At 69.0% G+C, this 14452-nt stretch carries 11 protein-coding genes; 7 read left to right on the top strand and 4 right to left on the bottom strand.

Translation table 11 applies throughout. The annotated features are described in order from the left end of the window. Positions 1-165: 165 nt before the first annotated feature. Entirely contained in the window at positions 166-1197 is a 1032-nt protein-coding gene (locus tag A2G96_RS25845; protein WP_062803042.1) for a patatin-like phospholipase family protein, read from the top strand. On the opposite strand, the gene A2G96_RS25850 is transcribed toward A2G96_RS25845, so the two are convergent. The 3 genes from A2G96_RS25850 to A2G96_RS25860 form a co-directional block, all read right to left on the bottom strand. Further along, complete coding sequence (locus tag A2G96_RS25850) at positions 1178-1816, bottom strand: HD domain-containing protein (RefSeq protein ID WP_062803043.1); 639 nt, start codon at positions 1814-1816, stop codon at positions 1178-1180. The genes A2G96_RS25845 and A2G96_RS25850 overlap by 20 nt on opposite strands. Further along, positions 1813-5283, bottom strand: a complete 3471-nt coding sequence (locus tag A2G96_RS25855) for an adenylate/guanylate cyclase domain-containing protein (RefSeq protein WP_062803044.1) — start codon at positions 5281-5283, stop codon at positions 1813-1815. Before A2G96_RS25855 ends, A2G96_RS25850 begins: the two co-directional genes overlap by 4 nt. A gap of 204 nt (positions 5284-5487) precedes the next feature. Then, positions 5488-6414, bottom strand: coding sequence for a LysR family transcriptional regulator (locus A2G96_RS25860; RefSeq protein ID WP_062803045.1), 927 nt, complete (start codon positions 6412-6414; stop codon positions 5488-5490). A 172-nt stretch (positions 6415-6586) separates the two neighbouring features. Between A2G96_RS25860 and dkgB the strand changes: the two genes are divergently transcribed. The 5 genes from dkgB to A2G96_RS25885 all read left to right on the top strand — a co-directional run bounded on the left by dkgB (position 6587) and on the right by A2G96_RS25885 (position 11771). Further along, entirely contained in the window at positions 6587-7393 is an 807-nt protein-coding gene (gene dkgB, locus A2G96_RS25865) for a 2,5-didehydrogluconate reductase DkgB (RefSeq protein WP_062803046.1), read from the top strand. 76 nt (positions 7394-7469) lie between these two features. Further along, the gene (locus tag A2G96_RS25870) at positions 7470-8585 is read left to right on the top strand and encodes an alkene reductase (protein WP_062803047.1); all 1116 of its coding nucleotides are present in this window, start codon (positions 7470-7472) and stop codon (positions 8583-8585) included. Positions 8586-8861: 276 nt separating this feature from the next. Continuing rightward, complete coding sequence (locus A2G96_RS33510) at positions 8862-9248, top strand: hypothetical protein (protein ID WP_150124249.1); 387 nt, start codon at positions 8862-8864, stop codon at positions 9246-9248. Positions 9249-9502: 254 nt separating this feature from the next. Further along, positions 9503-10474 (top strand): Bug family tripartite tricarboxylate transporter substrate binding protein, encoded by a 972-nt coding sequence (locus tag A2G96_RS25880; RefSeq protein ID WP_062803049.1) that lies wholly within the window; start codon positions 9503-9505, stop codon positions 10472-10474. Between the two features lie 583 nt (positions 10475-11057). After that, positions 11058-11771, top strand: coding sequence for a hypothetical protein (locus tag A2G96_RS25885; protein ID WP_062803050.1), 714 nt, complete (start codon positions 11058-11060; stop codon positions 11769-11771). A gap of 30 nt (positions 11772-11801) precedes the next feature. Here A2G96_RS25885 and blaOXA read toward each other — a convergent pair whose 3' ends face one another. Then, positions 11802-12641, bottom strand: a complete 840-nt coding sequence (gene blaOXA, locus A2G96_RS25890) for an OXA-1206 family carbapenem-hydrolyzing class D beta-lactamase (RefSeq protein WP_062803051.1) — start codon at positions 12639-12641, stop codon at positions 11802-11804. Positions 12642-12787: 146 nt separating this feature from the next. Here blaOXA and A2G96_RS25895 point away from each other — a divergent pair, with 146 nt between their 5' ends. Next, positions 12788-14446: a hypothetical protein gene (locus A2G96_RS25895; RefSeq protein WP_062803052.1), complete on the top strand. Its 1659-nt coding sequence runs from the start codon at positions 12788-12790 to the stop codon at positions 14444-14446. Positions 14447-14452: the final 6 nt, after the last annotated feature.

Below are 14452 nucleotides of genomic sequence, written 5' to 3' on the forward strand. Positions count from 1 at the left end.
CGCGGGCACGTCCGCAAGTGACGTCGCTGCCACGATCGCGGGGGCGGTCATGCCGCGGCGGGCGCCGCGCTGTGTGTCATACCACGCACGGCGCCCTACGCCCCTGGCGCGGTTCTTCCCTACACTGGAGCATGGCGCCTTGTCGCCGCCCAGGGGAACACACCTATGCCGCCCGAGCCTGTCCAAGCCAAGCCCGTGGCGCTGGCCTTGCAAGGCGGCGGCATGCACGGCGCGTTTACCTGGGGCGTGCTGGACCGCCTGCTGGAAGATGGCCGGCTGGCGGTCGAGGGCGTCAGCGCCACCAGCGCCGGCGCGATGAACGGCACGGTGCTGGCCTATGGCCTGATGCAGGGCGGCAGCGACGGCGCGCGCCAGGCGCTGCACGACTTCTGGCAGGCCATCGCGCATTCGGCGCAGCGCTTCAACCCGTTGCGCTGGCTGCCGTGGTTCAAGGGCAGCCATACGCTGGGGTTGAACCATTCCCCGCTGTACGCCATGGCCGACATCACGCTGCGGCTGCTGTCGCCGTACCAGTTCAACCCCGGCAATGCCAATCCGCTGCGCGACGTGCTGCTCGGCCAGGTGGATTTCGCGGCGCTGCGCGCGCATTGCCCGATCCGGCTGTACCTGTGCGCGACCAATATCGAGACCAGCCGCATTCGCATCTTCGCGCAGGAAGAGCTGAGCGTCGACGCGGTGCTGGCCTCGGCCTGCGTGCCGACGCTGTTCCAGGCGGTCAGCATCGACGGCCAGCATTACTGGGACGGCGGCTATGTCGGCAACCCGGCGATCTTTCCGCTGATCTATCACTGCGAGACCCACGATGTCGTGATCGTCCACATCAACCCGATCGTGCGCCGGGGCGTGCCGACCACGGCGGCGGAGATCCTGAACCGGGTCAACGAGGTCAGCTTCAACTCGTCATTGATGCGCGAGATGCGCGCGATTGGCTTCGTCACCACGCTGATCCAGCAGGGCAAGATCGACCGCAACGAGATGAAGGAAATGTGGATCCATTCGATCCGCTCGGACGAGACCATGGCGTCGCTCGGAGTCTCGACCAAGTACAACGCCGACTGGAACTTCCTGTGCGCGCTGCGCGACCAGGGCCGGCAGGCCGCCACGCTCTGGCTGGAGCGCAACTATGACTGCGTAGGCCAGCGCTCCAGCGTCGATATCACCGGCGAATTCCTGTAGGCGCCGGCTGGGCCAGACGCCAGGCCAGATTGGCACGGGCCTGCGCCTCGTAGCGGGACCGGAACAGGTCGGTGGCATAGATGCGGGGACTGGCCAGCAGGCGCTGCAGGAAGGCGCGCTCGGCGGCGTCATAGGCGGCATCGTCCAGGTCGGTGCGCTCGGCGCGCAGGCGCGCGCCGTTGTCCTCGAAGCGCGCGCGGCTGTATCCGAGCGCGGCCAGGTCGATGTCGGCGGTGAAGCGCCCGGCCAGGCTGGCGGGCACGTCGGCGTGCGTGGTTTCCAGGATCAAGGCGGCCACGCGTGCGGCAGTGCCAACCGTGCCGGCCGACCAGTGCTGCAGCCACGCGGCACTGCGCGCTTCGTTGTCGGCGGCGCCGGGCACGTAGATGACGTCATGGCACCACAGCGCCAGTTCGACGTCGGCGGCATCCGGTATCGCGCTGCGCGCCCAGTCGAGGTCGCGCAGGCAGCGGCGCACATGGTCCAGGGTGTGGTAGTGCCGGGTCGGCTCGCCGTAGCAGCGCGCCAGGTCGGCATACGCGTCCATGGCGCGGGTGCCGCCCGCCAGGGTCCAGAGCGCGACAAAGCGCTCTTGCAGCGGGTTGGCGGCGGTGGTCATGCGCGCGCCGGGCCCGGGTCGCGGGCCACGTCGTCGGCAAGCTCGGCAAGCAGGGCCCGCGCCTCTTGCCAGTCGGCGCCATCGGTGCCCTCGCTGAAGCTGCCGTGGACGCGCGCCAGCGCTTCACGTGCGGCGTCGCCCTTGCGCTGGCGCTGCCACAGCCGCGCCAGGCTGAGCGCGGCCTGCAGTTCCAGCGGCCGGGCGCCCTGGCCGTGCGCGACCGCGAGCGCGCGCTGGAAGCAGGCCTCGGCTTCATGGCTGGCGGCGGCGCCGGCGTCGGGCGCGGCCAGCTGCAGCAGCAAGTCGCCGCGCAGCCGATAGACCGCGGCTTCATCGAGTCGCTCGCCGGTGTCTTCGATCATGGCCTGCGCGCGCGTCAGCACGTCCAGCGCGGCGGCGGGTTGGCCGGCCTTGCCGCAGGCCTCGGCCAGCATCGCCAGCAGGTTCGGCATGCCGAGTTCGCCGCCGGTGGCCTCGTAGGCCGTCAGGCCGCGCCGCATCAGCGCAATGCCTTCGTCGTGGCTGCCCTGCTCGGACATCGCCCAGCCCTGCAGCACGGTGCCCCAGGCCAGGTAGATCGGGAAGCCCTGTTCGCAGGAAATGGCGATGGCGGCTTCGGCATACTCCCTGGTCTGGGCGGGATTGCGGCGCCAGCGGTACTGTTCCGCCGCGAACACCAGGCACAGCGCCAGGTTGTAGGCATCCGGGCGCGCGCGCGCCAGCGCCAGCGCCTCGCGGCTGCGCGCCAGGGCCTGGTCGGCAAAGCCCTGGTACCACAGGATCCAGGACAGCGTGCTGGTGGCGTGGACCATCGGGTCGCGGCCGTAGCCGGTCAGGAAGTCATAGGCAGCGTGCTCGGGATGCGGCACGGCCAGCACGGCTTCCATATGCGCGCGCGCCTCGTCGAGCAGGCCCAGGCGGAACAGCGTCGCGCCCAGCGCGCGGTGGCCTTCGGCCAGCTGCTTGGGCTTCTGCGACTCGGTAGCCAGCGCCAGCAGGCGCCGCGCCAGCGGCAGCGACACCTGGTATTGCGCACGCAGCTGGTAGAACGCCCACATGCCCAGCTGCGCCGAGAACACATAGGGTGTCTGCCGCCCTTGCTCGCACAGCGACATCGCGCGCCGGTAATTGGCTTCGACTTCGGGCGAGGCCTGGCCCCGCGCGGCGATCAGCGCGGGCCCCAGCGTCAGCAGCAGGGTCAGCTCCAAGCGCGCGCGCTCGTCGCTGTCGGGCTGGCGCTTGAGCAGGGCAATGGCTTCGCTCAGGTGCCGGATCGCTTCTTCCTGCGCGGAGCGCTGCAAAGCTTGCTGTCCGGCGCAGTGCAGGTACTCGACCGCCTTCGGCACATTGCCGCTGTGGCTGTAGTGGTGGGCCAGTTCGCTGCAGTAGTCCTTGAGCCGGCCGTGGAACATCGCCTCGATCGCCTGTGCGGAGCTTTCATGCAGGGCGCTGCGGCGCTCGGTGAGCAAGGAGCTGCCGGCCACTTCCTGCGTCAGCGCGTGCTTGAAGGCGTACTCCACCTCGGGGAAGGCGGGGCGTTCGTAGATAAAGTCGGCGCCCTGCAGGTCGCGCAGCAGCGGATGCAGGCGCTCTTCGGGCAGGCCGGTGACGCGCAGCACCAGGCCCAGCGGAAACTCCTTGCCGATTACCGCCAGGGTCTGCAGCAGCTCCTTCTGCGCCAGCGGCAGCCGGTCGATACGCGCGGCCAGCACGCCCTGCACGGTGGTCGGGATGTGCAGCAGCGCCGGCGCCTTCTCGATGCGGTAGCTGCCCGGCTGGCCCAGCAGCGCGCCTTCCTCGGCCAGGGTCTGGACCACTTCCTCCATGAAGAAGGGATTGCCTTCGGTCTTGTCGAGGATCAGCCGCTTCAGCGGCGCCAGGCTGGGGTCGTCGCCCAGCAGCGCGGTCAGCAGTTCCTGCGCCTCGGCCTGTCCCAGCGGCTGCAGCCGCAGCTGCGAGTAATGCGCGCCCGCGTCCCAGCGGTGGCTGTACTCGGGCCGGTAGTTCACCAGCAGCACGATGGGCGCGCCGGGCACGTGGCCGACCAGCATGTTGAGGAAGGCCTCGGTCTCGCCATCCAGCCATTGCAGGTCTTCGAAGATGACTTCCAGCGGCTGGTTCTGGCTTTCGCGGACCAGCAGCCGCGCAATCGCGTCGAAGGTGCGCTGGCGCCGCAGGGCCGGGTCCATGGTCGGCAGTTGCGAGTCGGGCTCGACCACGCCGAGCAGGTAGAGCAGGTAGGGCAGGTGTTCCTCCAGCGAGCGGTCCAGCGTCAGCAGCCTGCCGGTCAGCTTTTCGCGGCAGGCACGGTCGCCGTCGTGCGCCGTGATCTGGAAGTAGTTCCTCAGCATCTCGATCAGCGGCAGGTAGGCAAAGGCCTTGCCGTGCGAGACCGAGAACGTCTCCAGCGCCAGGCAGCCTTGCTGCGACCTGACCTTGAATTCATGGAACAGCCGCGACTTGCCGACCCCGGCCTCGCCGACCACCGCGACGATGCGGCCGTGGCCGGCCTTGGCCTGCTCCAGCGCCGCGTTCAGGTGCGCCAGCTCGTCCTGGCGCCCGACAAAGCGCGCCAGGCCGCGGTGCGCGGCCACCTGCAGCCGCGTGCGCAGCGGGCCCGGCCCGATCACCTCATACACCGCCAGCGGTTCGCGCACGCCCTTGACGCTGGTTGTGCCCAGTGCCTTGAATTCGAAATAGCCTTCGGTCAGCTTGTGGGTCGACTCGCTCACCAGGATCGACGCGGGCGTGGCGATGCCTTCCATGCGCGAGGCGATATGGATGGTGTGCCCGACGGGATCGTAGTCGGTGTGCAGGTCGTCCTTGCGGATCGAGCGCACCACCACCTCGCCGGTATGGATGCCGATGCGGACCTGCAGCGGAATGCCCTGCTCCAGGCGCACGCGGTCGCTGTGCCGGTGCATCGCATCCTGCATGCGCAGCGCCGCGTACAGCGCGCGCAGCGCGTGGTCCTCGTGGGCGATGGGCGCGCCGAACAGCGCCAGGATGCCGTCGCCGAGGAACTTGGCGACGTAGCCCTCGTAATGGTGGACCGCCTCCATCATCAGCGTCACCACCGGATCGATCAGCCGGCGCGCGTCCTCCGGGTCCAGGTCCTGGGTCAGCGCAGTGGAGCCGGCCATGTCGGCAAACAGCGCGGTAATGGTCTTGCGCTCGCCGGCGGTCTCGCCGCGGGCTTCCATCGCCGCCTGCTCGGCCAGGATGCGCCCGGCCAGGTGTGGCGGGGTGTAGTGGACCGGCGCCGGACTGTGCTGGCGCGGCGCGGCGGGCGCGGCCGCAGTGGTGGCGGGCGCGTCGGGCAGGCCGACGCCGCAGACGCGGCAGAACCGCGCCGCCGCGGTGGCCTCGGCGCCGCATTGCGGGCACACGCGGGCAAGCCGCGCTCCGCACGCCTCACAGAAGTTGGCGCCAGCAAGATTGCCGAAGCCGCATTGGCTGCAGCGCATTTCGCCTCCCGGCCGTCAGTGCCAGCTTGACGGTACCTAAGGTTATTAGAGGCGGGATAGCGGCACGTGGCAAGGCAGCCTGCCCTCTGCCAGCGGATGGCCCGCGTGCGAAGTGTGGCGCGGCGCGCATTACGCCTTGAACGCTACTTCGCCGCGTGTTTCCGCAGGTTCGGGCCCCGGATTTCGTGGTGGCCCGGCCCACCGTCACGGCTGCGCCCACGCCGCCGCCTGGCGCGCGCCGCCCTTGCCGCCGATCGCCTCGACCAGGTAGTCGACGAACGACGCGATCCGCGCCGAGATCGCGGTATTGCGGTAGTAGACCGCATGGATCGGCTGGCGCACGTCCTGGGTCTGTCGCGCCAGCACCGGCACCAGCCGGCCCGCTTCACGGTCGTGCGCGGTCATGAAGTCCGACAGGCAAACGATGCCTGCGCCTTCCAGTGCCAGCTGCCTGAGCGTCTCGCCGCTCGACGACCACACCGCCGGCTCGATCCGATAGGGCTCTCCGTCCGCACCCAGGATCGGCCACACGTTCAGCGATTCAGGCTGGTTGAAGCCCAGCAGCGCGTGCTTGCCGAGATCCTGCGCCTTGCGCGGGTGGCCGTGCGCGTCGAGATAGGCCGGGCTGGCCAGCATGCGCACCCGGCTGTTGCCGATCAGCCGGCTATGCAGCGTCGAATCCTTCAGGCGGCCGATGCGGATGGCCACGTCGGTGCGCCGCTCGAGCAGGTCGATGATGCCCTCGTTGCTGTTCAACTCCAGTTCCACCTGCGGAAAGCGCTCGCGGTAGCCGCGCACCAGCGGCACGATCACATGCAGCATGAACGGCGACGCGGCGTCGACGCGCAGGCGCCCGGATGGCTTCTCGCGCCGCGCCAGCATCTGTTCTTCCGCGCTTTCGACCGAGTCGATGATGGCGCGCGCGTCGTGCAGGAAGGCCTGGCCTTCCTCGGTCAGCTCGAGACGGCGCGTGGTCCGGCGCAGCAGCGTGGTCTTGAGCTTTTCCTCGAGGCGGGCGAGGGTGCGGCTGGTGGCCGAGACGGTAAGGTCGAGCTGCTGCGCGGCGGCCGTGATCGAGCCGCTGTCGACCACGGTCGCAAAGGCCAGCAGTTCGTCGAGCGTGATTTTCATGGGTGCGCCGGAATCAGGACAGACTGGTTTATAGACGATGCACCGGCGCGTGGCAATCCTTGATTTAATTTCAAATATTTTTGTCCAGTAAAGGCGTTTATCTCATCAGTTCCGGCGCGCAGAATGGCGACATCGAACAGCCTTCCCTGACTTCTCTCCAGGAGCTAGCACCATGAGCAAGATTCCCGCCTTCGGCCTCGGCACCTTCCGCCTGCAAGGCCAGGTCGTCATCGACTCGGTCTGCAACGGCCTCGAGCTGGGCTACCGCGCCATCGATACCGCGCAGATCTACGGCAACGAAGCCGAGATCGGCGAGGCCATCGCGGCTTCCGGCGTGCCCCGCGACGAGCTGTTCCTGACCACCAAGATCTGGGTCGACAACTACGCCCCGGACAAGCTCGTGCCGAGCCTCGAAGAGAGCCTGCGCAAGCTGCGCACCGACTACGTCGACCTGACCCTGATCCACTGGCCGGCGCCGGGCAATGGCGTGCCGCTGGAGACCTTCATGACCGCGCTGGCGCAGGCGCAGGAAAAAGGCCTGACGCGGCAGATCGGTGTCTCCAATTTCAATATCGCGCTGACGCGCCAGGCCATCGCCGCGGTCGGCAAGGACGCGATCGCGACCAACCAGATCGAGCTGAGTCCTTACCTGCAGAACCGCGAGCTGGTGGCGTTCCTGCAGCGCGAAGGCATCCACGTGACGTCGTACATGACGCTCGCCTACGGCAAGGTGCTGGGCGACCCGGTGATCGGCGCGATCGCGCAGCGGCACCAGGCCACGCCGGCGCAGGTGGTGCTGGCGTGGGCGCTGCAGCTGGGCTACTCGGTGATTCCCTCGTCGACCAAACGCGAGAACCTGGCCAGCAACCTGCTCGCGCAGACCCTGCGCCTCAGCGCAGACGACATGGCGCAGATCGCCGCGCTGGAGCGCAACGGCCGCGAGGTCAGCCCGGACGGCCTGGCGCCGCAATGGGACTGAGCGACCCGAGGCACCTACATATCCGATGACCCGTTCGCGCGCCTCCCATCGCCGCGAACCTGACAGGACAAGCACCATGAGCAATGATCCACTGTTCCAACCGCTGCAACTGGGTGGCCTGACGCTGCCGAACCGCATCGTCATGCCGCCGATGACACGCTCGCGCGCCAGCCAGCCCGGCGACGAGGCCAATGACCTGATGGCCGCCTACTACGCGCAGCGCGCCGGCGCCGGCCTGATCGTCAGCGAGGGCACCTATATCGCCCCGCTCGGCAAGGGCTACGCCTGGACGCCGGGCATCCATACGCCGGCGCAGGTGGCCGGATGGCGCAAGGTGACCTGCGCGGTCCACGCCGCCGGCGGCCGCATCTTCGCGCAGCTCTGGCACGTCGGCCGGCTCAGCCACACCAGCCTGCTGGGCGGCCAGCAACCGGTATCGTCGTCGCCGCTGCAGGCGCAGGGCGTCAACGTCTTCATCGCGGGCGAGGACGGCAGCACGCCGGGCTTCGTCCAGGCCTCCGTGCCGCGCGCCCTGACGGTGGATGAAATCGGCGAGGTCGTCGACCAGTACCGCGCCGCGGCCCGCAACGCGATCGCGGCGGGCTTCGACGGGGTCGAGCTGCACGGCGCCAACGGCTACCTGGTGAACCAGTTCATCGACTCGCGCGCCAACACGCGCACGGACCAGTACGGCGGCGCGCTGGAGAACCGGTTGCGCTTCCTCGGCGAAGTGGCGCGGGCCCTGATCGAAGGTACCGGCGATGCGTCGCGCGTCGGCATCCGGCTGGCGCCGCTGACCACGCTCAACGGCTGCGTCGATGACGATCCCGAGACGACGTATCTTGGCGCTGCGAAGCTGCTGGGCGAACTGGGCGTCGGCTACCTCCATATCGCGGAAGCGGACTGGGACGACGCGCCGCTGATGCCGGTCGCATTCAAGCAACGGCTGCGCGACGCGTTCCCGGGGGTGCTGATCTATGCCGGCAAGTACACCGCCGAGCGTGCACGCGAGGCCGTCGCGGCCGGCTGGGCCGACCTGATCGCGTTCGGCCGTCCGTTCGTCGCCAATCCGGACCTGCCCGAGCGCCTGCGCATCGGCGCGCCGCTGGCGCTGCACCAGCGCGATACGCTGTTCGGCGGCGGCGCGCAGGGGCTGACCGATTACCCGACGCTGGCGCAAGCCGCGGCCTGAGCCGTCCCACGGCGCAGCAGGCGGTCCGGCCGCCCGGCGGCGACGTTCCCCGCCGTAGTGCTTTAGGGGGATATGCTGCGACTGACATAGCAGGGCAAGATCGGCACGGTCCGAATGCGCCCATCCGCATCCAGGAAAGCCCGCCCGCCAGTCCCCCGCGGGCGCTTTCTTTTCACGGAGGGGTAGAGCGATATGGAGGCGCGAATCATTCGCGTTTGATCGGCGGGTGCCGTCGGCGCGCGATATGGAACCCTCGATATAAAAAGGAGTGAGACAGTGCCTGCCCACCAGTCGCCAGTTCACCGCCTAGCGCCGGCACACCCCAACGGCTCGCCTCTGTCGCTCACCCCTGGCCTGGGCGCGACCTTTGAATCAGCCGCCAACCAGGAACCCAGTGGGCCGGAAAAGACCGCCCTGGCGCTTTGTGCCCGCTATTGCCCGCTCGCCGACGTGGGCCCGCCGTTCGGCGCCGAAACGCTGGCATGGCGGGGCAGCGCCTACATTTATGTCTTTGGCTGGGACAGCGACGGCAGGCGCCGCCTGTTCGAGGTGTTCCGGAACCAGCAGGGCGCGCTCGAGCCCGTGCTGGCGTTCCAGTATCCCGTTCCACTGCGGAAATTGTTCCGGCACGACCTGGATCCGCTGTACCACGATCGGCGCTGACATCACGCGCAAGCCCTGACATGCGCGGCCACCGCGGCGACGGGCCGAGGGCAGCGCTACTTCTCCCACCTCCGCAAAAATCCCGCGGTCTGGCCGGCCTGCGCAGCACTTTATCGCCTGCGCTGTCCGCACATACCCTGAATTGACGGTGGAGTTTATGTGCGTAAAAATAAATTCATAACTATGAATAATGCGGGTGCCTCGCCTCGATGCCGGCACCGCTTCCGACCACCGTCATTCCTGGAGACACCCCGATGCAACCGAACCCGCGCCGCCGCCTGATGCTGTGCGCCGCCATGCTAAGCGCAATGCCCGCGCTGGCCTGGGCCGACACCTATCCCAGCAAGCCGATCCGCATGGTGGTGCCGTTCGCCCCCGGCGGCGCCACCGACGTGGTGGCGCGGCTGATTTCGCAGAAGCTGGGCGAGGCGCTGAAGCAGTCGGTGGTGGTCGAAAACCGTCCAGGCGCCAACGGCATCATCGGCACTGACGTGGCGGCACGCGCGGCGCCCGATGGCTATACGCTGCTGCTCAATACCGCCGGCGCGCAGACCCTCAGCCCGGTGCTGTACAAGGCCGGCTATGAGCCGCTGAAAAGCTTCGCGCCGATCTCGCAGATCAGCAATATCGGCTTCGTGATGGTGGTGCACCCGTCTGTGCCGGCCAAGACCGTGCAGGAGTTCGTCGCGCTGGCCAAGGCGAAGTCGCGGCCGCTGAGCCTGTCGGCCGGCAGCAGCATGATCGAGCTGATCGGCGCCACCTTCAAGCGCGCCGCGGGCACGCCCGACGTGGTCAGCGTGTCGTACCGCGGCACCGGCCCGCAGATGCAGGCGGTGGTCGCGGGCGAGGTCGACATGACCATCGACCCCTTCAACGGCATGGCGATGATCAAGGCCGGCAAGCTGCGCCCGCTGGCGGTGTTCGCGTCCAAACGCTCGCCCGCGCTGCCCGATGTCCCGACCATGCAGGAGGCCGGTTTCGACGGCATGGCGTTCAACTCGTGGGCCGGCCTGCTGGCCCCGGCCGGCACGCCCAAGGAGATCGTCACGCGGCTGAACCAGGAGATGAACCGCATCCTGGCGCAGCCGGAGATCAAGCAACGGCTGGCCGCGATTGACTACGAGGTGGTGGGCGGCACCCCGGAACAGTTCGCCGCCACCATTGCCGAGGATGCGGCCAGGTGGGCAAAGATCGTCAAGGAGACGAACTACAAGGCGGGGTCCTGAGCGGTCACGTTGCGGCCGTCGCCTGCCGCACCAGCCAGTTGCGGAACGCGCGCGCCGCGGCCAATACCGTTCCGTTGAAGCGTCAAGTACTACTGTCATTCCCGCGCAGGCGGGAATCCAGCGTCTTTCGCGCCTTGTTCGGGGATAAAGTCACTGGGTTCCCGCCTTCGCGGGAACGACAGCGGTTACCTGAACCCTTCGGCAACCGGACTGCGCAGGGTCTGCACGGCATTCTGCAAGCGGTTGCGATATCTCTTCACGACACCATGCGCGTTGCGCGTGGGTCAGGTTGACCGCACCACGGGGCGGCATTACACTGCGCCCCGTTCCAACCAACGGAGCTATCCGTGGACAGTTGTCCCAGTCCCTCATGCGCAACGGGAGTTTCCCCGGCTGCGCCGGCGCGCTGAGACACTGCGGTCTTTCGCTGCAGTGCCGCCGCGCGGCGCTGCCATGCCCCCATGCGGCCAGGCCCATGCCTGTGCCCGCCGGTGCCAGACCTCCCTTGCTGCCTTTCGATGTGTTGTCATGGCCCGCGTGTATCGTCGCCGGCCAGATGGCTGTATTTGCTCAGGAGGTTGCCATGGTATGGCACCAGTTCTTCGTACGCGTGGCCGCGCTGGCCATCGTGGCCGCGGCCTGCCGTCCGGCGCTGGCGGCGCGGCCGCTTATCACCGACGATGCGCGCATCGTCGATCCCAAGGCCTGCCAGCTGGAATCGTGGATGCAGTTCCAGTCCGGCGGCAATGAGCTGTGGGCGCTCCCCGGCTGCAATCCCACCGGCAACCTGGAGCTGACGCTGGGCGGTTCGCTGCAGCGCGTCGATGGCGGCTGGGACGGCACCAACGTCCAGTTCCAGGCCAAGACGCTGCTCAAGCCGCTGGAAACCAACGGCTACGGCATCGCGCTGTCGGGCGGGGTGATCCACCATCCCGACGCCGAGCCCGGCAAGGTGCTGGGCAACCTCTATGTCAACGTGCCGGTGTCGTTCTCGTTCGCCGACGACCGCTTTGTTGCGCACCTGAACCTGGGCGCCAACCGCGACACCGGCAACCGCCAGACCCGCATGACCTGGGGCGCGGGCACCGAGACCCAGCTGCACCCGCGCGTGTTCCTGATCGCCGAGACCTTCGGCGAGAACCGCGGCAAGCCGTCGTTCCAGGCCGGTTTCCGTTTCTGGGTGGTGCAGGACCGGGTGCAGGTCGACACCACCTATGGCAACGTGTTCGGCGGCGGTAGCGGGGCGCGCTTCTTTACGGTGGGGCTGCGGCTGCTGTCGCCGGCGTTTCTGCCGTAGCGGACGGCTGCCGGCCGGTGCCGCCCGGTTTCACTCCGGCAACACCCCCACCTTGCGCAATACCGCCCGCGCAATCTCCATCCGCGCCCCGGCATGCTCCGGCCGCAGTAGGTCCAGATTCAGCGCGAACAGGTAGTCGTCATTGCCGCGCTCGACCCAGCCCACCAGCCAGCCCACCGCCGGCCTGGCCGAGTCGGCCCAGCCGGTCTTGCCGTGCAGGGTGTAATCGGCAGTGCGCTCGAGCACGGTGATGTCGTCGACGGCCTTGAAGGTGGCGGGCGAGAACGGCAGGGTGCGCTGCACCAGGCCCTTGAGGAAATCGATCTGCTGGTAGGCGGTGATCTGCAGCTTGCCGTTCAGCCAGAAGCGATCCACCGGCCCGGAGCTGTCGGCATTGCCATAGTGCGATGCGGTCAGGTAACGCTGGTAGGCCGCGCTGCCGACCCGGCGCGCCAGCGCCTGGTAGGCAGGCACGCACGAATTGGGCAGGGCCACGCGCAGCGGCACGTCGGCGTTGCAGGCGTCGGGCAGCACGGCCTTGCCGCCGACCAGCCAGACCTTGCCGTCCCAGGGCAGCTTGTCGTGGTCGACGTCGGCCACCGCGCCGGTCTCGAGGCCGATCAGGGAGTTCATGATCTTGAAGGTCGATGCCGGCGAATACGGCGTGGCGGCGCGAGACGGGTTGTAGGTCAGCATGCGGTCGCGGCGCAGGTCGTAGATCACCATGGTGCCGGTGGTATCGGCCTGGCGGAACAGCGCCGCGGCGTCGAGCGGCGCTTCCTTGGGCGCGGCCAGCGCGGGCAGGTGGGCGGCAAGCAGGCCGAGGCCGAAGGCCAGCGGCGTCAGCAGACGGGCAAGACGATTGTTCATGGTTTGTGCGTGGGAAGTTAAGGGAATGACAATCCGGGCCCGGACCGTGATGCGCAGCATAGGAGAGCGGCTGCGCAGCGCCAACCGCGTGCCCTGTAACTTGCGTAACATGGCGGGCGTCGCCACTGATGCTTCCTTCCAGATCGATGCCCGCTTCGCCTGCCCTGATCCAAATCGATGTGTCGAGTCCCTACCAGGTCGATGGCCAGCCCGCGCGCTACCAGTCGGTCTGGCTGCTCGCACGCGCCTGGCATGCGTATCGCAGCGGAGAAGGCGTGGTCACCGCCGCCGCGGTACGCAGCGCGTTTCCCGCGGCGGCCAACGTGCGCATGCTGGTGTCGCGCGCGTTTGCAGACTTCGCGCGCTGGGGCATCGTGGTGGGGTGGGGCGCTGACCGAGCGCGCGATCCGGCCGCGGGCAATCCGGCGCAGCGCAGCCGCGGGCCGTTCTGGCTGGCTGCCCCCAGCGCGCGCCGGCTGCGCTTCGTCGCCAATGGCCGCACGCTGGGGCCGGTCGCGCTGGCGCGGCATTTGGGCTTCCCTGCCGGTGTACATCCCGCGCAATCGGGAGAGCGCGATGGCACCAGCTACGTGATGCGCGACATGGCCTTCTGGAGCGAACTGACGCAGGCCATGCGCAGCGCGCAGGACGGCCATGCCGGCGCCCACGGCTTTGCCGTGGCGGAGTCCTTCGGCGCGGCGCGCCGGCTGGCCGGCGATGGTTTCCAGCAGGCCTTGTCGTTGCTGAAGGAAAGCCAGGCGTGGCGCCGCTGCGGGCGCCTCGACCAGAGCCGCGCCGCGCTGCGGCGTTTCGACCGGCTGGCACAGGCGGCTGACGCTGGCGCGGCCACGCCGGCGTTCCAGGCCATGGCGCAGGTGGTGCGCGCCTGGGAGCGCTATACCCGTGGCGATGGCGAGGGCGCGCGCGCCGGCCTGGAGCACCTGCACGCCGATGCCGAGCTGCGCCTGGTGGTGCGCTACAACCCGCGCGTGCGCTTCGAGGTGCTGAACCTCGAAGCGCTCTTGCACAAGGCCGATGCCATGCGCCCCGCGCATGCGGCCGCGCCGGCTGCGCAGGCTGCGGCTAGGGCGGCCCAGTGCGCGCTCGACGCGTTCTCGGGCGCGCTGCAGGCCGCCTACGAAGCCGATTCGGTCGATGCCGTGCAGCATGCCGCGGCCAATATCGGGCTGAGCCTGTGGCTGTTCTGGCGCCACGGGCTGATCGATGGCGGGCGCAGCCTGTCCGCCAGCGCCGTGCAGCGGCAGGCGATGCGCTGGCTGGGGCTGTCGGAATGGATCTGCGACCGCTTCGGCGTCGGCGGCGGCACGGCGTGGAACGCGATCTTCCTGCTGCGCATCGCGCGCGGCAGCTGCGGGCCCGATGCGCCGCCGCTCGACCGCCCGGCCAGCGCCAGCGACAGCATGGCCATGTTCCGCCGCCAGCGCCCGCTTTCCGTAGCCGACGCGGTCGAGGCGCTGCGGCCGTTCCATGCGCCGTTTGCGCCGGCGCGGGGCTTCGTGCGCTGGTCGGCCGTGGCCGCCTTTGCGCTGGAAGACCATGACGCCGGCCACGTCAGGCTGGCGCCGCTGCAACTGGCCAACCTGCTGCTGGAATCGGCCTGGTACCTGACCCATGAACAGGGCGCCACCGCCGCCGCATGCGCCGCGGTGGAGCGGCTGGCCGGGCAGCTGCCCGCGCTGCGTCCGGCGGAACGGGCCTTCTTCACGGCCGAGCTGCGCGCACTGCCGCCGGCGTTGCGCGACGCCGCTGCGGAAGCGGCGCGGCGCCACCGCAAGCGGGCCTGAGACAGT

Origin of the sequence: Cupriavidus nantongensis, assembly GCF_001598055.1 — a bacterium.
In the GTDB taxonomy this organism is placed as follows: domain Bacteria; phylum Pseudomonadota; class Gammaproteobacteria; order Burkholderiales; family Burkholderiaceae; genus Cupriavidus; species Cupriavidus nantongensis.